We start from the raw sequence: 22,161 nt of genomic DNA, 5'->3' as shown, positions 1-22,161 counted from the left end.
TAAGTCGTCTGTGCGCCCGGGGCCGGGCGGGGTCAGCTTGGCAGGGCGGTGCCCTTGCAGCCGCCGTCGATCCGGCCCGTCTCGAAGTAGCGCGCCACGTCGGCGGCGCACTCCGGCACCCGCGTGCTGGACACGTGCACGTCATCGGCCACCGTGTAGACGGTGCCGCCGACGGCGCGTCGCGTTTGCAGCGTCCAGTCGTAGGCGGACATGAACTCGTGCAAGTGGCCCGCCAGCACCAGCGAGCCGTCGCTCCGGCGGAGCGTGGCCTGCTGCACCGGTAGCGGCCAGCCCTGGCACATGGCGCCGCCCAGTCCCCAGCCTCGGCCGGTCGCCGGGAAGCGCTTGACGAGCTGCTGGTAGGTGCGCCAGGCGGTGTCGAAGGTGGGTCGGCTGTCGTCCTCGTTGCAGGCGACCGACCAGTTCATGGTCAGGTTCAGCATTTCCGGCGCGCCGGGCACGGGGGTGCCCATCATCCCTGCGCCGAGCAGCTCCTTGACGGTGGGCGGGGCGGTGGCGCCAGTGCCGGTGCCGGTCCCGGAGGAGGGGCTAGCGGAAGTGCCGGTGCCGGAAGAGGTGCGGGTGGGAGTCGGGGTGGGAGTGTTGGCGAAGTTAGCGGTGCCGGTGGAGGCGCTGGCGAAAATACTGGTGCTGGCAGAGGGGCTGGCAGCGGTGCTGGTGGAGGGGCTGGCAGCGGTGCTGGTGGAGGGGCTGGTGGAGGGGCCGGTGGAAGGGCCGGTGGAAGGGCCGGTGGAAGGGCCGGTGGAAGGGCCGGTCGAGGGGCTGGTGCTGGTGTAGGGGACGAGGGCGGTGCGTAGCTCTGCCAGGGCCTTGCCTGCGCGTGCCCACTCCGTCGAGTTGCGCTTGGCCAGGTCGGCGATGGCCGAGCCGTCGATGGGGCGCTGGAGGTCGCTGTAGATCCTGGGGCTCCGATCGTACGCACGCACCAGCTCGGCCACCTCCGCCCGCACCTGGCGCGTGGTGGCGCCGAGGCCGTAGAGGGCGTCGCGGCGGGCCAGCCAGGCGGCCATGCGCCCGAAGTTGGCCTCGGCCGCCTGGGCGGCGCCCTCGGTGTGTTCGACGAGGTTGGTCCACGGCGGTGCCACGCTGTCCAGGAAGGCCCGTCCGGTGCGTTGCGGGTACAGGCTGCGGTACACCATGCCCAGGTAGGTGCCCCAGGAGAAGCCGAGCAGGTTGAGTTCGGGCTCGCCGAGCGCGGCCCGGACCAGGTCGAGGTCCTTGGCGACGTTCTCGGTGGTGAGTTGTCCGAGGAAGGCGGGGTCGGAGCGTGCGCACTGCTGGTTGGCAGCGATCTGGGCGTCGTAGATCTCTCTGGCCGACTGCTTGGTGAGCGGGCCAGGTTGTCGCGGCCCTGCCTGGGAGGCGGGGCAAGCGGTCTTGGTGCTGTAGCCCACTCCGCGCGGGTCGAAGCCGATGATGTCGTAGTGCTCGTTGAGGCCTGCCATCTGGTCGTTCCTCAGGGCGGCGCGCAGGATGGGGTCCAGGTAGCCGCTGTTGCCCGGACCGCCTGGGAGGACGGTGATGGCGCCGAGGCGGTGGGTTCGGTCTGTGGCGGCCAGGCGGGTCACGGCGATGTCGATCTCGCGTCCGGCGGGGTCGTGGTGGTTCAGGGGGACGGTGACCGTCCCGCATTCCAGGCGTCTCATCAGGCTGTGGAAGGACGCGATCTTGTCCTGTGCGACGCCCAGGCCGCGTGCCACCTCGTCGGTGTAGGACGGGCAGGGTTTCCAGGCCACGGAGGACGACGGCACGCCGGAGCTCGGCACGGTCGCAGCCGCCGGCGACGCGAGAACCGCCGAAGCCGATGCGAGGACCGAAGGTGATGCGAGGGCCGAAGGTGATGCGAGGGCCGAAGGTGATGCGAGGGCCGCTGTTGGCATCGCGGAGGAAGCCGCCAGCGCCGTCACGGCTGTCAGGGCAGTCAGTGATGTTCTCATGGGAACCAGCAGTAACGCCGCGGCGGTTTCCGCGGCGTTTCCACCGGCCCGATCACCGGGTCACTGGCCGGCCGTCTCCGCGTAGTAGCAGGCCGCCTGCGCCTCCGCCGTGGCGGGCAGGATGTCCAGCAGCTGGGTACGGCACCGCCCGTCCACCCCCGCCTCGGCGGCCTTGCCGGAGGCGAGTACCTGGCAGCGGGCGTGGAAGCGGCAGCCGCCGGGGATGCGGGTCGGGTCCGGCGGCTCGCCGGTCAGTACGACGCGTTCCGGCGACTCGGGCAGCACCGACATCAGGGCCTGCGTGTACGGGTGCCGCGGCGCGGTCAGCACCTGCTCGACGGGCCCGGATTCGACGATCCTGCCCAGGTACATCACGGCCACGCGGTCGGCGATGTTCCAGGCCAGGCCCAGATCGTGGGTGACGACGAGCGCCGACAGGCCCAGTTCGGCGCGCAGCCGGAGCAGCAGGGCCAGGATCTCGCCGCGTACGGAGGCGTCCAGGGAGGCGACCGGCTCGTCGGCGATGAGCACCTTGGGGTTGAGCGCGAGGGCGCCGGCGATGACGACGCGCTGCCGCTGCCCACCCGACAGCTCGTGCGGGTAGCGCAGGAAGAACCGGTCGGGTGGCCGCAGGCCGGCGTGGGACAGGGCGGTGGACACGACGTCCTGCTCGTCGCGCAGTCCGTGGATGCGGGGGCCTTCGGCGACGGCCTCGTACACGGTGTGCCTGGGGTTGAGTGAGCCGGTCGGGTCCTGGAGGACGAGCTGCACCTGCCTGCGGTACGCCTTGAGCGCCTTGGAGGTGTAGCTGAGTGGGTCGCCGTCGTAGCGGACCTCGCCGGTGGTGGGGCGTTCGAGGCCGAGCAGGGTGCGGGCGAGCGTGGTCTTGCCGCAGCCTGACTCGCCGACGAGGGCGACGATCTCGCCTTCGCCGATGGCCAGGTTGACGCCGTCCACGGCGCGGGCGCGGCGGCCTCGGGAGGAGAACTCGACGTGCAGGTCGCGGGCCTCCAGCAGGGCCGGCCGGGTGGTCGCGACCGCCTCCGCGGCCGTCTGCGTCTCGGTCATGAGACCTCCGCGTCGATCTGGGGTGAGGTCATGGGTTGTGTGCGATGGCAATGGCGAGGGCGAGGAAGCTGAGGTGAGGTCATGAGGCGTCCTCCGTCTCCCTGACGCGCACGCAAGCCGCCCTCCGCCCATCCCCGGCCGGCCAGAGCTCCACATCGATCGACGAGCACTCGTCCAGCACAACAGGGCAGCGCGGATGGAACGAGCACCCGCCCGGCAGGTGCATCGGGTCGGGCGGGTCGCCGCCGAGCCCCTTGGGCGCCATCCGGGAGACGGGGTCCCCCACGGTGGGGAAGGCCGCGGCCAGCGCCCGGCTGTAGGGGTGCCGGGCTTCGTGGAACACCTCGCCGGACGGCCCGTGCTCGACGACGCGCCCCGCGTACATGACGGCGAGCTGGTCGCAGACGTCGGCGAGCACGGACAGGTCGTGCGAGATCATGATGAGCGAGATGCCCTGCTCGGCGACCAGCTCCTTGATCAGGGTGAGCACCTGGGCCTGCACCATCACGTCGAGCGCGGTGGTCGGCTCGTCAGCGATGATCAGCCGGGGCGAGCAGGCGAGCGCCATCGCGATCATGACGCGCTGCCGCTGCCCGCCGGACAGCTCGTGCGGGTAGCTGCGGGCCCGCCAGGCGGGCAGGCCGACCTGTTCGAGCAGTTCGGCGACGCGCTTGCGGGCGGCGTCCGGCTTGGCCAGGTCATGCACGAGCAGCGGTTCGGCGATCTGCTCGCCGATCCGGCGCACGGGGTTGAGGCCGTGCTGGGCGCCCTGGAAGACGATGGACGCCTCGGCCCACCGTACGGCGCGCAGGCGGCCCCACTTCATGGCGAGCACGTCGTCGCCGTCGAGCAGGATCCGGCCGCCGACGCGCGCGTCGCGGGGCAGGAGCCGCAGCAGCGCCATGGCCAGCGTCGACTTGCCGGATCCTGACTCGCCGGCGATGCCGAGTGCCGCTCCGGCGTCCAGGGTCAAGGACACCCCGCGTACGGCGGGCACCTCGCCGGAGGCGATGCGGTAGGTCACCGACACGTCGTCGAGTTCGAGCAGGCTCATGCGGCCCTCCTCAGCCGGGGGTTGAGCACGGCCTCCAGCGCCCGCCCCACGAGGGTGAACGCCATCACGACGACGAGGATGGCCAGGCCGGGGATGAGGATGTACCACCAGGCGCCCTCGTTGGCGGCGCCGAAGTCGTAGGAGGCGCGCAGCATGGTGCCCCACGAGGTCTTGTTGGAGCTGGCGCCGAGGAAGGCCAGCGTGGACTCGGTGACGATGGCGCTGGCGACCTCCAGCGTGGTGCTGGCGAGCAGCAGCGGCGCCACGTTCGGCAGCACGTGCCGGGTGGTGATGTGCCAGTGTCCGGCGCCGAGCGCCTTGGAGCGCTCGATGTACGGCCTGGCCTCGACGGCGAGCGTCTGCGCCCTGATCAGGCGGGCGGTGGACGGCCAGGTGGTGATGCCGATGGCCATGATGATGGTGAACGTGCTCCCGCCCAGGACCGCCGCCAGCACCAGGGCCGTGACCAGCGAGGGCAGCACCAGGAACCAGTCGGTGACCCGCATCAGGGCGGCGCCCAGCCAGCCGCGGAAGTGCCCGGCGGCCACGCCGACGACCAGGCCGATGACGATGCTGAGCAGCGCCGCGAGGAAGCCGATGAGCAGCGACGTGCGCGAGCCCCACCAGACCATCAGCAGGATCGAGCGGCCGGACTCGTCGGTGCCGAACGGCTCGCTCAGGCTCGGCGCCGCCCACTTCTCGCCGACGCCCTTGACGACGCTGGTCACCTCCTCGCTGATGAACAGCGGCGCGACCAGCGCGAGCAGCACGGCGGCGACGAGCACGACCAGGCCGATCACGCCGCCGCGGTGCTGGCGGTACTCGGCCCAGAAGCGGCTCAGCGCGAGCCGCCTGCGGGCCGTGGAGACACTGGTCACGCCGACCTCACCCTCGGGTCGAGTAGGTGGTAGACCACGTCGGCCAGCGTGTTCATGACGATCACGGCTACGGTGATCAGTAGGAAGGTGCCCTGCATGAGCGTGAAGTCGGGCACCCTGATCGCCTCGTAGAACAACTGCCCGAGCCCGGGCCAGGTGTAGATCGTCTCGACGGTGACCGCGCCGCCGACGACGAAGCCGATGCGCATGAAGACCAGCGTCACGGTGGGCAGCAGGGCGTTGGGCACCGCGTGGCGGCGGCGTACCTCGTCGTCGCGCAGGCCCTTGGCCTTGGCGACGGTGACGTAGTCCTGGCTGACCTCCTCCATCAGCGACGAGCGCATGACGAGCAGGTACTGCGCGTAGACCACGGCCACCAGCGTCAGGCAGGGCAGCACCATGTGGGAGGCCACGTCCAGCACGTACGCGAACCCGTCGGGCGCGTCCACGCTCTCGATGCCCCGGAACGGGAAGATGCCGGGGATCGGCCCGATGCCGACGCCGAACACCATCATGAGCAGCAGCCCGAGCCAGAACGTCGGCACCGACCACAACAGCAGCGACGTGCCCGTGGACAGGCGGTCGAACCGGGTGCCGTGCCGCCAGCCGGCCCGCGTGCCCTGCCAGATGCCGAGGCTGACCGCGATCACCAGGCCGGTGCCCGCGAGCAGCAGGGTCGGGCCGAGGCGCTCGCCGATGAGGTCGAGGACGGGCCGCTTGTACTCGTAGGAGGTGCCGAGGTCGAGCCTGAGCGTGTCGCCGACGAAGTCGATGAACTGGTCGAGCAGCGGCTTGTCGAGGCCGAGCCGCCGGCGTTCCATGTCGAGCTGGCTCGGCGTCATGTTGCGGCCCTGCGCCAGGTTGCGCACGGGGTCGCCGGGCAGCAGCCGGAACACGAAGAACGTGCCGACCAGCACCATGGCGATGCTGAACAGCGCCCCACCGCCCTTGGACAGCGCGTACCGCAGCGTGCCGCGGCTGGTGGGGCGCTCGTCACCAGGGCCCGCCGCCTGGACGGCGGCGGGCTCTGCTGCTTCGAGCGGTGTCGTCATTCGCGCTCGTCTGCGGTGCTCTTGCGCCGCCTGGTCAGGAAGAAGGCCGCGGCCCCGATGACCACCACGGCGCCGACGATGCCGGCGATGAGGCCGGTGTTGGAGCCGCCGCCGGTGGCGCCACTGGCTGCCGCAGCGGCCTTGACGTCCACGGTGTAGAACGGCCAGTAGCCGCTGCCGCCGTACAGCAGACCCTTGTCCTCAGGGATGGGGGTGATGCTGGTGACCTTGTCCTTGCGGTAACCCTCCAGGTCGTTGGTGTAGTAGATCGCGATGATCGGCGCCTGGGTGTAGAGCCGCTCCTGCATCTGCTTGAGCAGGTCGACGCGCTTGGGGCGGTCGAGCTCCTTGAGCTGATCCTGGTAGAGCTTCTCGAAGGTGTCGTCGCAGAAGAACGACTCGGTGCCGCCGCCCTCGCCGCCCGGTGCCGGCCTGCGGCTGCACAGGTGGGTGGCCATGACCTCTTCCGGGTCGGGGTTGACCGACCAGCCGCTGATCGCGATGTCGAAGTTACCGGTGACGCCGGTCTCCTCGGTGAACTTGCTGGACTCCAGCTTCACCGTGGTCAGCGTGATGCCGACCTCCTTGAAGAAGGCGGTGAGGTACTCGGCGAGCTTGTCCTCGATCGGCGTTTCCGTGTGGATGGTGAAGCGGAACTCCAGCTTGCGGTCGCCGTCGGGCATCGTGCGGACGCCGTCGGCGCCCTTCTTGTAGCCGGCGTCGTCAAGGATCTGGTTGGCCTTGGCGGGGTCGTAGGAGACCTTCTCCTCGCCGGTGGCCTCCCAGAAGAAGTCCTTGTACATCGGCGGCACGATGGAGCCGTCGGCGGGCTTGGCCAGGCCGTTCTGCACCTCGTCGACCAGCTTCTGCTTGTCGATGGCGTAGTGCAGCGCCTGGCGCACCTTGAGGTCCTTCAGCGCCGGGTGACCGTCGCCGACCGCCTTGTCGTCGGTGGTGGTGGCGCCGTGGTTGACCTGGAGGTAGGCCGCGCGGCGGCCCTGGGTGTTCCAGGCCTCGATGTTCGGGTCGTTCTGGATGGCCTCGAACTCCTGCGGGGTCATCCGGCCGAGCAGGTCGATGTCACCCTTCTTCAGGCCGGCGATCGCGGCCTGCGGGTTGTCGTAGAAGATGACCTGCAGCTCGTCGATCTTCGGCTTGCCCCGCCAGTAGTTGGGGTTGGCCTGCAGCTTGACGTACTGGTCCTTCTTGTGCTCGACCGCGATGTACGGGCCGCTGCTCACGGTCGGGTACTTCTCGGCGTCGTAGTTGGCCATGTCGGTGACCGACTCCCAAGCGTGCTTGGGCATGATCGGGACCGGGTTCTCCAGCATGGACGCCTGCGGCGCCTTCAGCTTGATGGTCAGGTCCTGGCCGTTGGCCGTGACGCTCTCGAAGTTCTCCACCGCGGGGCCGTTGGCGGTCTTGGCGGCCTCGTCGGTCATCATCTTGTTGAACGTCCAGGCCGCGTCCTCGGCCGTGACGGGCTTGCCGTCGGACCACTTCGCGGCGCGGATCTTGAACGTCCACGTGAGCCCGTCCTCGGACGTGGTCCACGATTCGGCCAGGTCGGGGCTGGGCTGGAGGGTCTTGGAGTCGGGCACCGTCAGGTAGCCGTACATCCAGCGGTGGATCGACGTCGAGACCAGGCGGACCGCGAGGAAGGGGTTCATCGAGTCCATGGCCTGCGTCGCGCCGACGCGAAAGACTTTCTTCCCCGCCGCCGGATCTTGGGCAAGGGCGGCCGTGGTGCCCGTACCGGCCACTAATAGCGCGACGCCCAGCGCGGCCAGGCGTGCGAACCATCTCCTCATGAGTGCCTCACCTTCAGGCAGGGGGGTTCCTGTGTAGAGAAAGGCACACCATACGGAGTCCGCATGTCAACGAGGTGCGGAAAATTGTTTCACCTTCGTTTCCTTTGGCGGTGTAAATTTTCAGCGCACTTGGCACTACGTTGAGCTGGTGCCCCGCCTGCCGACCGCCCTAACCTGCGTCGTGATCGTCGCGTGCGGGCTCGGCGTCCGGGCGCTCTGGGACGGCGCCTTCTCGAAGTACGCGGGCGACGCGCTCTACACCGCGCTGATCTACGCGCTCCTCGTGCTCGCCCTGCCCAGGATCCGGCCGTGGGTGGCGGCGGCGGTGTCGGCCGGGCTGAGCTGGGCGATCGAGTTCGCCCAGCTCGGGGAGATTCCCGAGCCGCTGCGGCCGGTGCTGGGCAGCACGTTCAACCCGCCCGACCTGCTCTGGTACGCCGTCGGCGCCGCCGTCTGCTGGCCGGCCCACCATCGACTGCGTGCCCGGCACGCCGAGCAGGGCTAGCCGTCCGGCGTCCGGGCGCATGACGCGGCGCCGCTCCTCCTCCGACGTCAACGGCCGCTGCCCCGGTGAGCTAGTGGCAACCGCCGGAACCGCAGCACGACGACCCGCTCACCTGAGGCAGCAGCTCGACCTTGCCACCCAGCTCGTAACCGGCCTCGACCACCGCGGCGTCGATCAGCGCGACGTCGATCGGCGCCGCGCTGGTCACGGTGACCGCCCCGTTCGCCAGATCGACCTCGACCCCGCTCACGCCGGTCACCTTGCCGACCTCCTCGGTCACGGCGCTCACGCAGTGGCCGCAGGTCATGCCGTCCACCTGGTACGTCGCGACAGTCATGGTCACACTCCTCACTCTCGGCTCTCGTGCCCCACAATATACCCCCTAGGGGTAAAGACGCATACATCCGGCGGTCACGGAAAGAGGGGTGGAAACAAGGGAGGGCAGTCACATGCTGGACGGCAAGACCATCGCTTTCCTGGTCGCTCCCGAGGGAGTCGAGCAGGTGGAGCTCACCGAACCGTGGAAGGCGGTCAAGCAGGCCGGCGGCACGCCCCGGCTCGTCTCGACCTCTCCCGGCCAGATCCAGGGGTTCAACCACCTGGACAAGGCGGACACCTTCGCCGTGGACGAAACGGTGGAAGAGGCCTCGTCCTACGACGGCCTCGTGCTGCCGGGCGGCGTCGCGAACCCGGACTTCCTGCGCACGGTGCCGGAAGCCGTACGGTTCGTCCGGTCGTTCTTCGACGCGGGCAAACCGGTGGCCGCCATCTGCCACGCGCCGTGGACGCTGATCGAGGCGGACGTCGTACGCGGCCGGACCCTGACGTCCTGGCCCAGCCTGCAGACGGACCTGCGCAACGCCGGGGCGACCTGGGTGGACAAGGAGGTCATGGTCTGCACGAACGGGCCGAACACCCTGGTCACCAGCCGCAAGCCGGACGACCTCAAGGCCTTCTGCCAGGCCGCCATGGACGCCATGTCCTGACACCCCCTCGCGGTGGTCTCCCCGCACGTGCCGGGGAGGCCACCTCAGGGCCTGACGAGATCGAAACCCCGCTGTAACGCCTTGTCCCCTGGGCAGAAATGGTCTAGACGTAGACCAAAAGGAGCGTCCTCCGCGCCCCCCAGGGAGACCTCACATGACCACTGAAGAGGATTCCAGGCGACTGGCCGAGCTCGGCTACAAGCAGGAGCTGGCCCGCACCTGGAGCGGTTTCTCGAACTTCGCCATCTCCTTCTCGATCATCTCCATCCTCGCCGGCTGCTTCACGACCTTCGGTCAGGCGTGGAACAACGGCGGCCCCATCGCCATCTCCTGGGGCTGGCCGCTGATCTCACTGTTCATCCTGATCATCGGTTTCTGCATGTCGGAGCTGGTGTCGGCATACCCGACGGCGGGCGGCATCTACTGGTGGGCCGCCAAGCTGGGCAAGCCGATCCACGGCTGGTTCACCGGCTGGCTGAACCTCATCGGCCTCATCGCCGTCACCGCGTCGGTCGACTACGGCTGCGCGACCTTCCTCAACATCACCCTGAACCGCCTGACCGGCGGCGCCTGGGAGGCCACCCTCCCCCAGGCGTTCCTCCTCTTCGTGATCATTCTCGCGCTGCACGCGCTGATCAACATCTACAGCCACAAGCTCATCTCACTGCTGCAGAACGTGAGCGTCTGGTGGCACGTGGCCGGCGCCGCGATCATCGTGGCCATCCTGATCTTCGCCCCGGAGAACCACCAGTCGGCCTCCTTCGTCTTCTTCGGCACCAACAACAACTCGGGCTTCGGCGACGGCTCGGACGGGCTGCCCTTCTGGCTGTACGTGCTGCCGCTCGGCTTCCTGCTCACCCAGTACACGATCACCGGCTTCGACGCCTGCGCGCACGTGTCGGAGGAGACCCAGGGCGCGGCCAGGAGCGCGGCCAGGGGCCTGTGGCAGTCGATCTTCTACTCCGCCATCGGCGGCTGGATCCTGCTGCTGTCGTTCCTGTTCGCCGCCACACACGTGGACGAGATCAACAAGAACGCCGGCTTCGTCGGCGCTATCTTCGACACCGCGCTGTCGTCCCCGCTCGCCACGGCCGTCTTCGCGATCTCCACGATCGGCCAGTTCTTCTGCGGGATGAGCTGCGTGACCTCGATGTCCAGGATGACGTACGCGTTCTCGCGCGACGGCGCCGTGCCCGGCTGGCGCCTGTGGTCGAAGGTGGACCGCAACCGCACCCCCGTCAACGCGATCATCGCGGGCTGCGTCGCCGCCGCCCTGCTCACGCTGCCCGCCCTCTACGCCCCCGCCGGCCTGACCACGCCGGTCGCCTTCTACGCCGTCGTCTCGATCGCCGTCATCGGGCTCTACCTGGCCTTCCTCATCCCGATCTGGCTGCGGCTGCGCATGGGCGACGCCTTCCAGCCGGGGCCGTGGACGCTCGGCAAGAAGTACAAGGCGCTGTGCTGGATCGCCTGCGTCGAGATCGTGATCGTCTCGATCTACTTCATCATGCCGTTCTCACCGGCCGGCGTGCCGGGCAGCCCCGACTTCACCTGGACGTCGGTCAACTACGCGCCGATCGCCGTCGGGGTGGTGCTGATCGGGATCGCGCTGTGGTGGGCCCTGTCGGCCCGCCACTGGTTCACGGGACCCCGCCGGACGGTCGACGAGGTCCCCACCACGTGAAACAGCGTCGGGTACGGCGCGGGCGCCGTACCCGACGGCCTTACCAGGAGAGGCGGTCAGTCGGCCAGGCCGGCTTCGCGCTCTTGAGCTTCATCGTCTCCTCAGGCGTGCCCACGGCGCAGCGCGTGCCGTGCGCGGGCACCTTCAGCGAGATCAGGTACTCGTCGAAGATGTCCGTCTGGCACTTGTCCTTGCCGTAGATGCGGTGACCCCAGCCCTCGTACGTGAGCAGCACCGCCTTGGAGCCGAGCTGGCGGGCCGCGTTGGCCGACCAGATCCACGGCGTGGCCGGGTCGTGCAGCGAGTTGCCGAGCAGCAGCGGGGCGTCGCCCGTGTACTTCAGCTCGTGCGGCGGGTTGGTGGTCCCGTAGTTCATGCAGATCGGCAGGTCGTCGACCGGGTACGGGTGGTACCGCGTGTCCGGCGCCAGCTTGCCGGACACCTTCATCAGCGCGGCGTACTCGGTGTAGTTACGCACCCTGAGGTTGTAGTCCTGGCAGAGGATCGCGGTCGGCAGGTACGCCACGTCCCCCTCGACGGGCCCGCGGCCCGGCAGCGGAGGCACCCAGTCCGGCTCGGCGCCGCCGTTCAGCCAGTTGATCGTCTGGCTCAGCGTCACCCAGTCGGGCCCCTCGTTGCCCAGCGCGGCGTTGTAGATGACCTGCAGCTCCGTCATCTTCGTGCCGGTGCTGGGGTAGACGAGCTCGCCCTTGCGAGCCTTGTCCAGCAGGCTCTTCCAGATCGCGCGGACGTCCTGGCCGTGCAGCACGCAGCTCGGCTCCTGGTCGCACCAGCCGACGAACTGGTCGAAGGCGTCCTCGACGGCGAGCGCCTCGGTGGACAGGAAGCCCGTGACACCGAGGCTGTGGTCCATGTTGCTGTCGAGCCCGAGCGCCCGGACGCGGTCCGGGAACAGCTCGGCGTACATCTGGCCGATCAGCGTGCCGTAGGAGATGCCGTAGTAGGTGAGCTTCTCCTCGCCGAGGGCGGCGCGCAGCGCGTCCAGGTCACGAGCCACGTCCGTGGAGTCGACGTGGTCGTACAGCGGGCCGGTGCGCTCGCGGCAGTCGGCGTGCAGCTTCTTGGTGAACGAGTTCCAGGCGTCGAAGTCGGCCTGGCTCTTCATCACGGTGTGCGGCATCTGGTTGTAGACCGACGCCGAGCAGATCACCGGATTGCTGCGCCCCACACCCCGGGGGTCGAAGCCGACGATGTCGAACCGCTTCTGCAGCTCGTCGGTGAACCAGGTGGCGCCGTACGCGGCCTCCACGCCGGAACCGCCCGGGCCCCCCGGGTTGATCACCAGCGAGCCGATGCGGGCCGACGGGTCGGTGGCCTTGCGCCGGGCGACCGCGATGTCGACGGTCGGCCCGTCCGGCTTGGACCAGTCGACCGGGACAGTGAGCTTGCCGCACTCGGCGCTGGGCTCCTCCTCGCAGGGCGCCCAGGTGATCGTGCGTGTCGTCTCAGCCGTGTCCGCGTTGGCGGGGGCGACGGACGAGAGTGTCGCCATCGCCATTAAGGCGGCGGCGAGCAGGGAAAACCTTCTTCGCACAGTGCTCCAATCTTCGATCGATCCCCCCGTCGGGGCGTGCGATCAAGATTGGATCATTGCCTATTTGCAGGGACGAACGGGGAGAAATAACAAGATTTCCTCCCTGAGAATGACCTCGGCCTGTCAGGAGGCCTCGAACGCCTCGGCCACCGCCGCGCGCACCCGGGGCATCGCGGCGTCGTCCAGCTCGCGCTTGAGCGAGGTCATGTCCACGTCGGGCATCCCGCAGGCCACGGCCCAGCTCCACGGCGTCAGGTCGCCGTCGACGTTGAGCGCGAACCCGTGACTGGTGACGCCCCTGCTCTGCCGCATCCCGATCGAGATGATCTTACGACCGGTCTCGGCCGTCCACACCCCGGTCAGCAGCTCCGACCCGGGCGGCGTGTCGCGCCGCTCGGCCGGCAGCCCCAGCTTGCCCAGCGCCTCGACCAGCCGCAGCTCCACCTCGCGCACGTAGTCGACGATCCCCTCGCCCTCGTCCAGCTTGACGATGAGGTAACCCACGAGCTGACCGGGCCCGTGGTAGGTGAGCTGGCCGCCGCGCCCGGTCTCGACGACGGGGATGCCGCGCGTGGGGTCGGGCAGGTGGGCCATCGGGGTGCGGCGGCCGATCGTGTAGACGGACGGGTGGCTCAGCAGCCAGAGCGTGTCCGGCCGCTCGTCCCGTTGGCGCTGCCCGACGAGGTCGGTCATGCGCTCCATCGCCTGGTCGTAATCGACGAGCTCATCCTGGATGAGCGTCAGCGGCCTTGCCCTCATGCTTCGAGGATATGTCGCCGCGCGGACGCCCAGGCACGCGCCTCCTACGGGCCTGTCCTACTGGCCGATGCGCCCGTCGATCCGTTCGCGCAGGAGGTCCACGTGGCCCATGTGCCGGGCGTACTCCTCGATCATCCCCAGCACCACCTCGCGCAGCGACATCGCCCCGCCACCGCTGCCGTGCAGGTTCTGCGGGTCGTCAGCGGTCGCCTCCAGGCTGGGCACCTCGGCCAGGAACCTTGTGGAGAACTCCGCCTCCGCCCGCCACGTCCGCCACGCCTCGGCGACCACCTCGGGGTCCGCGACCGCGCCGTCGAAGTCACCGTCACGGTCGGTGTCGGAGCAGTACAGCTTGGGCACGTCCTGCCCCGCCAGCAGCCTGCGGAACGTCGCCCGCTCCACCTCGGCCAGATGCCGCACCAGCCCCAGCAGCGACATCGTCGAGGGCTCCACCGCCCGCCGCGCCATCTGCTCCGCGTCGAGCCCCGCGCACTTCAGCTCCAGCGTGAGGCGCAGGCAGCGCAGCGATTCCGCCAGCGTGGCGCGCTCGTCGCCGAGCCGGGGCCCGTGCTCGCGCGGGTCGTCGTCGGATGGTCTGCCGTCCTCGGTGAACATGTCCGCGCGTCGAGTCGTCATGGCGGCCATCCTGAGCGACGCTCCGCACGGCTCACAACCGAATAAAGGCCTGAACCACTCGGAGACGGCATCCGTCTCAACCGGTGTGAGATCACTCCACTGGCTCATCGCCGGGCTGCTCGCGGTCTCGGGGTGCGCCGTCGCGCAGGGATCCCCACCGGCGCCGCCCTTCTGCCCGCAGCAGTGGGACAGCGAGAAGATCGGCGGCTGGGTCCCGGACGCCGCCGACCTCGACGGCGCCGCGGACCGGCTGGTACCCGGCGCGCCGGACCTCGCGCTGATCTGCGCCTACCCCGGCCGGAACACCGACCCGGGCGGCGAGAAGCTGGACGGATGGCGCACGCTGAACCACCAGAACACCGAGGCGATGGCCCGCGACCTGGCCTACCTGCCGATCGACACCGCGAACGCCGAACGTGGCTGCACGCTGATGGGCGGCCGGATGACGAACTACCTGGTCCGTTTCGCCTACTCCGACGGCGGCACGCTGTGGCTGGGCGGCGCGGAAGAGGTCAACTCGTGCGCCACGATCACCAACGGCACGGCCACCAGCGACGTCTATCTCGGCCGCGGCCTCACCGCCGCCTTCCGGACGGGGACCTGGAGCCTCCCTCAGCCCGACGACCCCTGCGACGAATCGCTCGGCCGGCGCGGGCAGAACGAGCAGATGGTGCCGGAAGGGGCCGTCAGCATGCTGGTCTGCAGGCTCACGCCGGGCCAGAAGCCGGGCGCGCGGTCCGAGCACGGCGCGCGGGAGGCCGCCGCGCTCGCCGCGGCGCTGAACACGCCCGGGACCAGGCCGAGCACGAACGGCTGCCAGCAGGCGGGGCCTGTGAGCGACTCGTTCCGGCTGGTCTTCCGCTACGGGGAAGGACCGGCGGCCTGGGTGCACGTCATGCCGGACTGCCGGCCGGGCGTGAACAACGGGCTCTTGCAGGCGGAGCTGGACGCCCCGACCCGGGATCAGGTGGCGCGGCTCGCCCCACCGGCGTAGCCCTTCGGCGCTTCCGGGATCAGGATCCACATCACGACGTAGACCACCCAGAGCGGCCCCGGAATGAGCGACAGCAGCAGCCAGAGAATCCGTACGAGGGTGGGCGGCAGGCCCATCTTGTCGGCGAGCCCGCCGCAGACGCCTGCGATGATCCGGTGCTCACGAGAGCGGTACATGCTGTTCCTCCGTGTGGTTTTCGCGACCTATCTGGAAAACGGACAGCGTGGCCGCAAGACTCCCGTCAGGAACCCTGAGAAAACCCTGTAAGGGTCAGCCATTCATGTGCCATGCCCAGATGTCGGCTGGTCAGTCCCTGTCGCGGATCCACGTGGATGAGCAGGAAGTCGGCCAGACCCTGATGGACCCTGAGGTACTCCTCGTCCTCCGCCCACACCTGGTCGTCGAACCAGACGAACGGCCGCTGCCCCGCGTACGCCGCCACGTGCGGCGTCTTGAACATCTCGCCGTGCTCGCTCGCCGGCACGCCTGCGGAGGAGGGGGCGCCCATGGTGATGACGGGCAGCGAGGGCAGGCCGATGCGGGGGGCGATCCAGTCGTTGGCGTGATGTTCCCAGGTGGTGGCCCAGACCAGCTCGGAGCCGGTGGCCAGGGCCAGTTCGAGCAGGCGGCGGCCGTGGCGGGGGTTGAGGTGCACGGTGTAGACGTCGGCGCCGATCGTGCAGCGGTAGCGGCGGAAGTCGGGCGTGGGGCGGCCCATCGGGTTGAGCACGCCGTCCACGTCGAGCAGGAGCAGGGGTTTCACTTAGCCGCCGCCCGGTGTTCCTGCGGGCTGACGCCGTGCACCCGTTTGAAGGCGGCGCTGAGCGCGAACGGGCTGCCGTACCCGACCTTCCTGGCGACCGAGCCGATCGTGGCGTCGGGCTCGCGCAGCAGGTCGGCGGCCAGGGCCAGGCGCCAGTCGGTGAGGAAGGACATCGGCGGCTCACCGACCAGCTCGGTGAAACGCCTGGCCAGCGCGGCCCTGGAGACGCCCACCTCGGCGGCCAGGGCGGCGACCGTCCACGGGTGGGCGGGGTTGTTGTGCAGCATGCGCATGGCCTTGCCGACGACCGGGTCGCTCATCGCGCGGTACCAGGCGGGCGCCTCGTGCGTGGCGAAGTGGGCTCGCAGGACGGCGATGAGCAGCAGGTCGAGCAGCCGGTCGAGGACCGCTTCCTGGCCGGGCTCGTCCTTGACGATCTCCGCTCCCAGCAGCCCGATGATCGGGCCGCCCGGCTCCACGATGAGCTGGGGCAGCGCTTCGAGCAGCCGCCTGCTGACCTCGCCCTCCAAGTTGTAGGTGCCGGTGAGCAGCACGGTGTCGCCGTCCGTGCTGTTGCCCCACGTGCGGATGCCCAGGTCGAGGGAGGCGTAGAGGGCCTCGCCGTCGATGGTGGTGCAGTGCTGGCCGGGGTGGATGACGACCTGCGGCCTGGTGCCTGGCTCGTCGGCCACGGTGTACGGCTCGGGCCCGCGCGCGATGGCCACCTGCCCGGGCGCCAGGTGTACGGGCTCGGCGTCGTCGAACATGATCCACGACTCGCCCCGCACCTGCGCGATCACCGACAGCGGCGCCTCGTCCTGGATGCGCAGCGACCACGGCGGACGCAGGATCGAGCGGAGGAGGAAGGCCCCGCGGGCTCTCGGGCCGTCGAGGAGCGCCGCGAGCTGGTCCATGGGTTAGACGATCGCATATGGGATTGCGCTTCTCAACCATGGAGAGTCTTATCGGTATGGCGACTTACTAGTTACATGATGATTTTGGTACTCGGCGGCACCGGCAAGACCGGCCGCCGCGTCGCTGACCGGCTCACCTCGCTCGGCCTGCCCGTACGGGTCGGCTCCCGCTCCGCCGCCCCGGCCTTCGACTGGCAGGACCGCGGCACCTGGCAGGCGGCGCTCGACGGCGTCACGGCCGTCTACCTGTCCTACTATCCCGACCTGGCCTTCCCCGGCGCGCACGACGACATCAAGGCGTTCACCGAGCTGGCCGTCCGCAGCGGCGTGCGCAAGCTGGTCCTGCTGTCCGGCCGCGGCGAGCCGGAGGCCGAAGCCAGCGAGCGCACCGTGCGGGAGTCGGGCGTCGACTGGACGATTCTGCGCTGTAGCTGGTTCATGCAGAACTTCACCGAGGACTTCCTGCTCGGCGCGGTGCTGGACGGCGTGATCGCGCTGCCCGCCGCCGACGTGCCCGAGCCGTTCCTGGACGTGGAGGACATCGCGGACGTGGCCGTGGCCGCGCTCACCGAGGAGGGGCACGCGGGCAGGCTGTACGAGCTGACCGGCCCGAGGCTGCTGACGTTCGCGGACGTGGCGGAAGAGCTGACGGAGATCACCGGCAGGCGGATCGCGTTCGTCCGCGTCACGGCGGAGGAGTACATGGCCGCGGCGGTGCGGCACGGGGTGCCGCGCGAGGCCGCGGAGGGCCTGGGGCACCTGTTCACCGACATCCTGGACGGCCGCAACGCGAGCGTGACGGACGGCGTGCGGGATGCGCTCGGCCGCCCGGCCCGCGACTTCGCGGACTTCGCCCGGTCGAACGTGCAGGCCTGGAAAAGCTGAACCGCACGCCTGGAAACGCTGGACCGCACGTCTGGAAGCTCGACCGCGCGTCTGGAAGCGCTAGATCCGGGCGTCGCCGTGCGGCCCGTCGTAGAGATTCCACGGCAGGCGCTCGTACTCGTGGTCGCAGGGCGTCCCGGCCGCGATCAGGTAGTCGCCCGTGGTGAGGTCGACGCAGCTCGACAGCAGAGTCGCCCACCGCTTGACGGCGGGCTGCCCCGGGTCGGGATGGGTGCAGAGGGACTCGGGGAAGCCGAGGTGGTCGGACATGGCGGCCCTGATGCGCTTGCGGGCCTCGTCGGTGCCTGATGCCTCGCGCACCGTACGCAGCCCGCCCTCGGCCCTCGGCACCCGGACCAGCGAGTCGGCGGCGCTCGGCCGGTAGTGGGCGGCGAGTTGCGGCGGCACGAACGCCTGGTAGTGGTTGCCGTGCACGAGCAGCCCGTGGGCCGGGTACATCCAGCCGACCGCCCCCGGCGTGGTCTCCAGGTCGATCGCGAAGCCGGCCTGGTGCGTCACCAGCGCGTTGCTGGCGATGTGGGCCTTGGTCCCGGTCAGCGTCTCCAGCGCGGCGCTGAGGTTGCCGCTGTCGAGCACCCTGCGCCTGATCAGCGTCTGCGGCACGCCCACCGAGTCGTCGAAGCGCCCGCCGAGCCCGTTGGCGTTGAGCGCGATGCCCGCCGAGTTGGCGCCCTGCCGCCCCACCTGCCCCGCCTCGACGTGCATGACGACGGTCGGGCGGCCCGGCTGGACCACTCTGAGCACCATCAGCGTGCCGGAGACGCCCTCGCGCCAGTCCCAGTTCTGCCCGGCGTAGACGTGGCCGTCGCCCGTCGCCTCGCCCATCAGCGCGAACGAGGTGCAGCCGTCGGCCTCCATGGCGCTGAACGTGGTGTCGTAGATGATCTCGCCGCGGGCGTTCAGCGCGAGCACGTCGAGGAAGCCGACGCCCGCGCCCTCGGCGATGCCCTCCATCTCCTCGACCAGCTCCGGCGCGAACGCCTTGCTCGGCCCCGCCCAGCGCGCCGCGCGCCGCACGACCTGCTCCCACGACAGGCCGCTGGCGTGCCCGAACGCCTCGGCGTAGTAGGTGAGCGAGCGCTGGACCCGCTCGCGCGCCTGCTCACCGTACTGGCGCCCGCGTTCGCGCGGGGTGCCGGAGATCTCCACGAGGGGCAGGGATGTGCGGCTCAATGGTGCTCCTTGGACCGGCCGGATGCCTCTCAAGCAACCTACACACGGCCTGACGGGCAGCCCTGGAGGAACATCGGGCGAATTCCCGGTGAACTGCGAGGATGATCCACCGGCCGATCAGCTCAACGCCTTACGAGAGCGATTGCCCGGCCCGCGATTCCGCTAACCTCACCCTCATCACTCCGGCGTGCTCGAAAGGTGTAGTCGTGATCGGCTGGCTAGAAGCGGTGATCTTGGGGTTGGTCCAGGGGCTCACGGAGTTCCTGCCGATCTCCTCCAGCGCCCATATCCGGGTGGTCTCCGCCTTCGCCGGCTGGCCCGACCCGGGAGCGGCGTTCACGGCGGTCATCCAGATCGGCACCGAGCTGGCCGTCGTGATCTACTTCCGCAAGGAGCTGTGGGAGATCATCTCGACGTGGACGCGCTCGCTGTTCGTCAAGGAGCTGCGCCCCCACTGGGCGGCCCGCATGGGCTGGTACATCATCATCGGCACCCTGCCCATCGGCGTGCTCGGCCTGGTGCTGAAGGACCAGATCGAGACGGTCTTCCGCGACCTGCGCCTGGTGGGCACCACGCTGATCGTCTTCGCGCTCATCCTGTGGTTCGCCGACCGCACCGCCCGCAACAAGCTCACGCTGGAGAAGCACCTCAGCATCACCCACGCCCTCATCTACGGCTTCGCCCAGGCGCTCGCCCTCATCCCCGGCGTGTCCCGCTCCGGCGGCACGACGACGGCCGGCCTGCTGCTCGACTACCGGCGCGAGGACGCGGCCAAGTACTCGTTCCTGCTGGCCATGCCCGCCGTCTTCGCCTCGGGCCTGCTGGAGCTGTTCGAGATCGGCGAGGCCGGCACGCCCGCCTGGGGGCCGACCATCGTGGCCACGATCGTCTCGTTCATCGTGGGGTACGCGGCGGTGGCGTGGTTCCTGCGCTACATCAGCACCCACCGCTTCACGCCCTTCGTGATCTACCGGATCATCCTCGGCTTCTTCATCATCCTGGCGGTCACCGCAGGCTGGATTCCGGCACTCGGCTGACCTCGTAGTAGCCCGCCCACGCCGCGTCGCCCATGCGCAGGATCCGCACGCCGGTCCAGCCCAGGGCGACGACCGGCGCGGTCCAGAACGGCACGGTCAGCGGCCCGTACGGCACCAGGAAGCCGCCCAGGTATCCGGCGGCCACCAGCAGCGGCACCCACCACCCCACGAAGCCGGCCCGCCACACCGCCACGGTCAGCAGCGGCAGCCCGATGAAGCCGAAGAACATCCACGGCATCTGAAAGCCGAAGGTCACGCCGGGCAGGTTCATCATCTCGTCGAGGATGCGCTGGGCCTCCTCCGGGCTGTTGTGCTGCCCCAGATACCACTCGACGGGGTCGATCAGCAGCAACCCGGAGAGCTGGAGGTAGCCGATCACCGCCAGCACGCCCGACACGTGGCCGAGCCGCGTGGCCCTGCGCCTGGTGAGGTGCATCAGGCCGATGACGGCGACGGCCATCAGCATCCAGCTCCAGTGGTAGAGCACGGACTGCGTCTGGGCCAGCGCGGGGTTGTCGCCGAAGCTGACGGCCTCCCGGTCGTCGCCCCAGGTGCCAGGGTCGACGACGACGGCCACGGCCTGAAGGAGGGGGGCGACGACGAGCAGCGTGCCCGCCGTGACGCGGCGGAACTTCACCTGATCGTTGAACATGCGGCCGACCGTAGGCGGGCGAGCCGCCGCGAGTCGTCCCCCTGCGGGCCGACCGGCCGTCCCCTCCGAGGTGGAGATCCCGCGCACGGATCGGGCGGGCGGGCGGGCGGATCAGGCTGACGTGCGGGGGTAGCGGCTGGCCCAGGCGAAGACGGCCGCGAACAGGGCCCAGGCGGTGACGTACGCGACCGGATGCGCCCAGCCGTCCCCCACGATGTCGGCCAGCGCCGCGCGGCCCTCGAAGTAGGCGGCGAGCCCCAGCACCGCGCCCGGGATCGCCCCCCACCACCGCTTCCACCACACCTCGTGCACGGCGATCTCGAACACCACCAGCGCGATCGGCCCGAACAGCAGGAACTTCAGGTTCAGGGCCGAGGGCGCCAGCGCGCCGAGCACCATGACGCCCGCCGCCGCGGCGACCGTCAGCAGGACGACGGCGGCGAAGGGCGCGGGCTCGTCGCGCGGGTCGTCCTCCGGCTGCGCGGGCGACGAGCCGGAGTCGCCCGCCAGGGGATCGTGGGACACATCCATCATTGTGGCGAACGACCCGCCCGCACGGCCCCCTACTTAGGTAGCGGGCACGCTCATCTTCGGCTGCCCCCGGTAGGTGACCAGGGTGAACAGCAACGCCACCAGCCCGAACCCGGTGGCGACCACCACGACCCCCACCCGGCCGTACGCCTCCAGCGCCGCGCCGCCGGCCAGCCCCGCCACGAAGAGCCCGAAGTACTGCGCCGACGACAGCAGGCCCAGCCCGATCGGCACGTTGTCCGGCACCGCCGTGACGGTCCTGAACTGCTGGGCGGGCGCCACCAGCCACCCGGTCGCCCCCCACAGGAAGCCCCAGGCCAGGGCGACGGGCAGGGACAGATTCGCGACGGGCGCCAGGGCCAGGAACACCACGGACATGGCCAGCCCGGCGAGGATCATCCGGCGCGGCCCGTAGGCGTCGGTGAGCCGCCCGCCGAGCGCGTTCCCGACGATGCCGCCCAGCCCCCACGCCCACAGCAGCGCGGGCAGCGGCAGGTCGAACAGCGACCCGATGTAGGTGTAGGCGGTGAAACCGGCCGCGAACATCAGCAACTGCGTCACCATCACCGCCAGCACCCGCCGCTCCCGCAGCGGCTCGAACCGCTCCCGCAACCGCCCGGACACGGGGATCCGCACCTCGGGCACCAGCGCGGCGACCCCGATCAGGCCGATCAGCCCGAGCCCCGCGACCATCCACAGGGTGGCCCGCCATCCGGCCGCCTCGCCCAGCCAGGTGCCGAGCGGCACGCCGATGGCCGACGACACGCTCAGCCCGCCCATCACCAGCGCCAGCGCCCGGCCGCGCCGCTCGGGCTCGGTCAGCGCGTTCGCCACGGCCGACGAGGTGGGCGTGAACATGGCCGCGCCCGCCGCCGCGATCACGCGGGTCAGCATGACCAGCGCGTACGTGGGCGCCAGCGCGGTCAGCACGCTCCCCGTCACGAACACCCCCATGGCCACCAGCAACAGCGTCCTGCGCGACATCCGGGCGGTCAACGCGGCGAGCAGCGGCGACAGCACGGCGTAGGCCAGCGCGAACACGGTCATGAGCTGCCCCGCCGCGGACCGGGAGACCCCCAGGTCCGCGGAGATGGGCGGCAGCAGCCCGGCGGTCACGAACATGCCCGTACCGATCGCGAAATTCCCGGCGGCCATCGGGTAGAGCCGCGAACTCATGGAGCCTCCAGCATTAGTTGGACGCCCATCAAACTGACCTATAGTTGGATTGTTGTCAAACAATAAAAC

General features: G+C 70.0%; 23 protein-coding genes. 6 read left to right on the top strand and 17 right to left on the bottom strand.

Features of this window, described 5'->3' with window-relative positions:
• Nucleotides 1-32: 32 nt before the first annotated feature.
• The 6 genes from FXF51_RS06590 to FXF51_RS06565 all read right to left on the bottom strand — a co-directional run bounded on the left by FXF51_RS06590 (nucleotide 33) and on the right by FXF51_RS06565 (nucleotide 7,821).
• Nucleotides 33-1,757 (bottom strand): alpha/beta fold hydrolase, encoded by a 1,725-nt coding sequence (locus FXF51_RS06590; protein WP_187414221.1) that lies wholly within the window; start codon nucleotides 1,755-1,757, stop codon nucleotides 33-35.
• Nucleotides 1,758-2,018: 261 nt separating this feature from the next.
• Nucleotides 2,019-3,026 carry an ABC transporter ATP-binding protein gene (locus tag FXF51_RS06585; RefSeq protein ID WP_148433357.1) on the bottom strand — a complete coding sequence of 336 codons (1,008 nt, stop codon included), beginning with the start codon at nucleotides 3,024-3,026 and terminating at the stop codon, nucleotides 2,019-2,021.
• Between the two features lie 79 nt (nucleotides 3,027-3,105).
• Entirely contained in the window at nucleotides 3,106-4,080 is a 975-nt protein-coding gene (locus FXF51_RS06580) for an ABC transporter ATP-binding protein (RefSeq protein ID WP_148433356.1), read from the bottom strand.
• Nucleotides 4,077-4,958 carry an ABC transporter permease gene (locus FXF51_RS06575; RefSeq protein WP_148433355.1) on the bottom strand — a complete coding sequence of 294 codons (882 nt, stop codon included), beginning with the start codon at nucleotides 4,956-4,958 and terminating at the stop codon, nucleotides 4,077-4,079. Before FXF51_RS06575 ends, FXF51_RS06580 begins: the two co-directional genes overlap by 4 nt.
• Nucleotides 4,955-6,010, bottom strand: a complete 1,056-nt coding sequence (locus tag FXF51_RS06570) for an ABC transporter permease (protein ID WP_187414220.1) — start codon at nucleotides 6,008-6,010, stop codon at nucleotides 4,955-4,957. The genes FXF51_RS06575 and FXF51_RS06570 overlap by 4 nt, the downstream gene beginning before the upstream one ends.
• Nucleotides 6,007-7,821: an ABC transporter substrate-binding protein gene (locus FXF51_RS06565; RefSeq protein ID WP_187414219.1), complete on the bottom strand. Its 1,815-nt coding sequence runs from the start codon at nucleotides 7,819-7,821 to the stop codon at nucleotides 6,007-6,009. Before FXF51_RS06565 ends, FXF51_RS06570 begins: the two co-directional genes overlap by 4 nt.
• Nucleotides 7,822-7,969: 148 nt before the next feature.
• Between FXF51_RS06565 and FXF51_RS06560 the strand changes: the two genes are divergently transcribed.
• The gene (locus FXF51_RS06560; RefSeq protein ID WP_222871144.1) at nucleotides 7,970-8,326 is read left to right on the top strand and encodes a DUF2809 domain-containing protein; all 357 of its coding nucleotides are present in this window, start codon (nucleotides 7,970-7,972) and stop codon (nucleotides 8,324-8,326) included.
• Between the two features lie 70 nt (nucleotides 8,327-8,396).
• On the opposite strand, the gene FXF51_RS06555 is transcribed toward FXF51_RS06560, so the two are convergent.
• Nucleotides 8,397-8,663 carry a heavy-metal-associated domain-containing protein gene (locus FXF51_RS06555; protein WP_148433353.1) on the bottom strand — a complete coding sequence of 89 codons (267 nt, stop codon included), beginning with the start codon at nucleotides 8,661-8,663 and terminating at the stop codon, nucleotides 8,397-8,399.
• A 112-nt stretch (nucleotides 8,664-8,775) separates the two neighbouring features.
• Between FXF51_RS06555 and FXF51_RS06550 the strand changes: the two genes are divergently transcribed.
• Nucleotides 8,776-9,312: a type 1 glutamine amidotransferase domain-containing protein gene (locus tag FXF51_RS06550; protein WP_148433352.1), complete on the top strand. Its 537-nt coding sequence runs from the start codon at nucleotides 8,776-8,778 to the stop codon at nucleotides 9,310-9,312.
• Between the two features lie 154 nt (nucleotides 9,313-9,466).
• Complete coding sequence (locus FXF51_RS06545; RefSeq protein ID WP_148433351.1) at nucleotides 9,467-10,996, top strand: amino acid permease; 1,530 nt, start codon at nucleotides 9,467-9,469, stop codon at nucleotides 10,994-10,996.
• Nucleotides 10,997-11,036: 40 nt separating this feature from the next.
• Here the strand turns inward: FXF51_RS06545 and FXF51_RS06540 are convergent, their stop codons facing one another.
• From FXF51_RS06540 to FXF51_RS06530, 3 genes are all read right to left on the bottom strand, one after another.
• Nucleotides 11,037-12,509, bottom strand: coding sequence for an alpha/beta fold hydrolase (locus FXF51_RS06540; RefSeq protein ID WP_222871143.1), 1,473 nt, complete (start codon nucleotides 12,507-12,509; stop codon nucleotides 11,037-11,039).
• A gap of 165 nt (nucleotides 12,510-12,674) precedes the next feature.
• Entirely contained in the window at nucleotides 12,675-13,310 is a 636-nt protein-coding gene (lipB, locus tag FXF51_RS06535; RefSeq protein WP_148433349.1) for a lipoyl(octanoyl) transferase LipB, read from the bottom strand.
• Nucleotides 13,311-13,367: 57 nt separating this feature from the next.
• Nucleotides 13,368-13,946 carry a DinB family protein gene (locus FXF51_RS06530; protein WP_148433348.1) on the bottom strand — a complete coding sequence of 193 codons (579 nt, stop codon included), beginning with the start codon at nucleotides 13,944-13,946 and terminating at the stop codon, nucleotides 13,368-13,370.
• Nucleotides 13,947-14,031: 85 nt separating this feature from the next.
• Between FXF51_RS06530 and FXF51_RS06525 the strand changes: the two genes are divergently transcribed.
• Entirely contained in the window at nucleotides 14,032-14,940 is a 909-nt protein-coding gene (locus tag FXF51_RS06525) for a hypothetical protein (RefSeq protein WP_148433347.1), read from the top strand.
• Here the strand turns inward: FXF51_RS06525 and FXF51_RS06520 are convergent.
• From FXF51_RS06520 to FXF51_RS06510, 3 genes are all read right to left on the bottom strand, one after another.
• Nucleotides 14,910-15,116 (bottom strand): PspC domain-containing protein, encoded by a 207-nt coding sequence (locus FXF51_RS06520; RefSeq protein ID WP_148433346.1) that lies wholly within the window; start codon nucleotides 15,114-15,116, stop codon nucleotides 14,910-14,912. The genes FXF51_RS06525 and FXF51_RS06520 overlap by 31 nt on opposite strands.
• 65 nt (nucleotides 15,117-15,181) lie before the next feature.
• A complete protein-coding gene (locus FXF51_RS06515) occupies nucleotides 15,182-15,703 on the bottom strand; it encodes an HAD domain-containing protein (RefSeq protein WP_187414218.1) in 522 nt (173 codons plus the stop codon).
• Nucleotides 15,700-16,617, bottom strand: coding sequence for an AraC family transcriptional regulator (locus tag FXF51_RS06510; RefSeq protein ID WP_148433345.1), 918 nt, complete (start codon nucleotides 16,615-16,617; stop codon nucleotides 15,700-15,702). The genes FXF51_RS06515 and FXF51_RS06510 overlap by 4 nt, the downstream gene beginning before the upstream one ends.
• A gap of 75 nt (nucleotides 16,618-16,692) precedes the next feature.
• On the opposite strand from FXF51_RS06510, the gene FXF51_RS06505 reads away from it, so the two are divergent.
• Entirely contained in the window at nucleotides 16,693-17,502 is an 810-nt protein-coding gene (locus FXF51_RS06505; protein ID WP_148433344.1) for an NAD(P)H-binding protein, read from the top strand.
• Nucleotides 17,503-17,562: 60 nt separating this feature from the next.
• Here FXF51_RS06505 and FXF51_RS06500 read toward each other — a convergent pair whose 3' ends face one another.
• A complete protein-coding gene (locus FXF51_RS06500) occupies nucleotides 17,563-18,696 on the bottom strand; it encodes a C45 family autoproteolytic acyltransferase/hydolase (RefSeq protein ID WP_148433343.1) in 1,134 nt (377 codons plus the stop codon).
• A 206-nt stretch (nucleotides 18,697-18,902) separates the two neighbouring features.
• Here FXF51_RS06500 and FXF51_RS06495 point away from each other — a divergent pair, with 206 nt between their 5' ends.
• Nucleotides 18,903-19,733 (top strand): undecaprenyl-diphosphate phosphatase, encoded by an 831-nt coding sequence (locus FXF51_RS06495; RefSeq protein WP_148433342.1) that lies wholly within the window; start codon nucleotides 18,903-18,905, stop codon nucleotides 19,731-19,733.
• Here the strand turns inward: FXF51_RS06495 and FXF51_RS06490 are convergent.
• From FXF51_RS06490 to FXF51_RS06480, 3 genes are all read right to left on the bottom strand, one after another.
• Nucleotides 19,702-20,385 (bottom strand): hypothetical protein, encoded by a 684-nt coding sequence (locus FXF51_RS06490; RefSeq protein ID WP_148433341.1) that lies wholly within the window; start codon nucleotides 20,383-20,385, stop codon nucleotides 19,702-19,704. The genes FXF51_RS06495 and FXF51_RS06490 overlap by 32 nt on opposite strands.
• 111 nt (nucleotides 20,386-20,496) lie before the next feature.
• Nucleotides 20,497-20,910: a hypothetical protein gene (locus FXF51_RS06485; protein ID WP_148433340.1), complete on the bottom strand. Its 414-nt coding sequence runs from the start codon at nucleotides 20,908-20,910 to the stop codon at nucleotides 20,497-20,499.
• Between the two features lie 42 nt (nucleotides 20,911-20,952).
• Complete coding sequence (locus FXF51_RS06480; protein ID WP_148433339.1) at nucleotides 20,953-22,092, bottom strand: MFS transporter; 1,140 nt, start codon at nucleotides 22,090-22,092, stop codon at nucleotides 20,953-20,955.
• Nucleotides 22,093-22,161: the final 69 nt, after the last annotated feature.

This window comes from Nonomuraea sp. PA05 (genome assembly GCF_008086045.1).
In the GTDB taxonomy this organism is placed as follows: Bacteria; Actinomycetota; Actinomycetes; order Streptosporangiales; family Streptosporangiaceae; genus Nonomuraea; species Nonomuraea monospora.
This window is presented reverse-complemented; position numbering and strand designations above follow the sequence as displayed.

What these genes read in the sequence shown, in the direction of transcription:
- FXF51_RS06585 (WP_148433357.1), bottom strand. Translation starts at nt 3,026, where the DNA reads ATGACCGAGACGCAGACGGCCGCGGAGGCGGTCGCGACCACCCGGCCG.
- FXF51_RS06580 (WP_148433356.1), bottom strand. Translation starts at nt 4,080, where the DNA reads ATGAGCCTGCTCGAACTCGACGACGTGTCGGTGACCTACCGCATCGCC.
- FXF51_RS06570 (WP_187414220.1), bottom strand. Translation starts at nt 6,010, where the DNA reads ATGACGACACCGCTCGAAGCAGCAGAGCCCGCCGCCGTCCAGGCGGCG.
- FXF51_RS06565 (WP_187414219.1), bottom strand. Translation starts at nt 7,821, where the DNA reads ATGAGGAGATGGTTCGCACGCCTGGCCGCGCTGGGCGTCGCGCTATTA.
- FXF51_RS06555 (WP_148433353.1), bottom strand. Translation starts at nt 8,663, where the DNA reads ATGACTGTCGCGACGTACCAGGTGGACGGCATGACCTGCGGCCACTGC.
- FXF51_RS06550 (WP_148433352.1), top strand. Translation starts at nt 8,776, where the DNA reads ATGCTGGACGGCAAGACCATCGCTTTCCTGGTCGCTCCCGAGGGAGTC.
- FXF51_RS06545 (WP_148433351.1), top strand. Translation starts at nt 9,467, where the DNA reads ATGACCACTGAAGAGGATTCCAGGCGACTGGCCGAGCTCGGCTACAAG.
- FXF51_RS06540 (WP_222871143.1), bottom strand. Translation starts at nt 12,509, where the DNA reads ATGGCGACACTCTCGTCCGTCGCCCCCGCCAACGCGGACACGGCTGAG.
- lipB (WP_148433349.1), bottom strand. Translation starts at nt 13,310, where the DNA reads ATGAGGGCAAGGCCGCTGACGCTCATCCAGGATGAGCTCGTCGATTAC.
- FXF51_RS06530 (WP_148433348.1), bottom strand. Translation starts at nt 13,946, where the DNA reads ATGACGACTCGACGCGCGGACATGTTCACCGAGGACGGCAGACCATCC.
- FXF51_RS06520 (WP_148433346.1), bottom strand. Translation starts at nt 15,116, where the DNA reads ATGTACCGCTCTCGTGAGCACCGGATCATCGCAGGCGTCTGCGGCGGG.
- FXF51_RS06510 (WP_148433345.1), bottom strand. Translation starts at nt 16,617, where the DNA reads ATGGACCAGCTCGCGGCGCTCCTCGACGGCCCGAGAGCCCGCGGGGCC.
- FXF51_RS06505 (WP_148433344.1), top strand. Translation starts at nt 16,693, where the DNA reads ATGATGATTTTGGTACTCGGCGGCACCGGCAAGACCGGCCGCCGCGTC.
- FXF51_RS06490 (WP_148433341.1), bottom strand. Translation starts at nt 20,385, where the DNA reads ATGTTCAACGATCAGGTGAAGTTCCGCCGCGTCACGGCGGGCACGCTG.
- FXF51_RS06480 (WP_148433339.1), bottom strand. Translation starts at nt 22,092, where the DNA reads ATGAGTTCGCGGCTCTACCCGATGGCCGCCGGGAATTTCGCGATCGGT.